General features: G+C 41.9%; 1 pseudogene. It reads left to right on the top strand.

Going from position 1 to position 203, the window contains the following annotated elements:
- Positions 1-203: pseudogene (locus tag BAQ44_RS04940) on the top strand (hypothetical protein); the annotation flags it as partial.

Below are 203 nucleotides of genomic sequence, written 5' to 3'. Positions count from 1 at the left end.
TCACAAGGGAATAATGGAAGTGGTCAAGGAAACAACGGAAGAGAATCGCAAGGGAATAATGGAAATGGTCAAGGAAACAACGGAAGAGAATCACAAGGGAATAATGGAAATGGTCAAGGAAACAACGGAAGAGAATCACAAGGGAATAATGGAAGTGGTCAAGGAAACAACGGAAGAGAATCGCAAGGGAATAATGGAAATGG

This window comes from Bacillus mobilis, from assembly GCF_001884045.1.
Lineage (GTDB): Bacteria > Bacillota > Bacilli > Bacillales > Bacillaceae_G > Bacillus_A > Bacillus_A mobilis.
The sequence above is the reverse complement of the archived record's forward strand: the minus strand, read 5'-3'. Positions and strand labels throughout refer to the sequence as shown.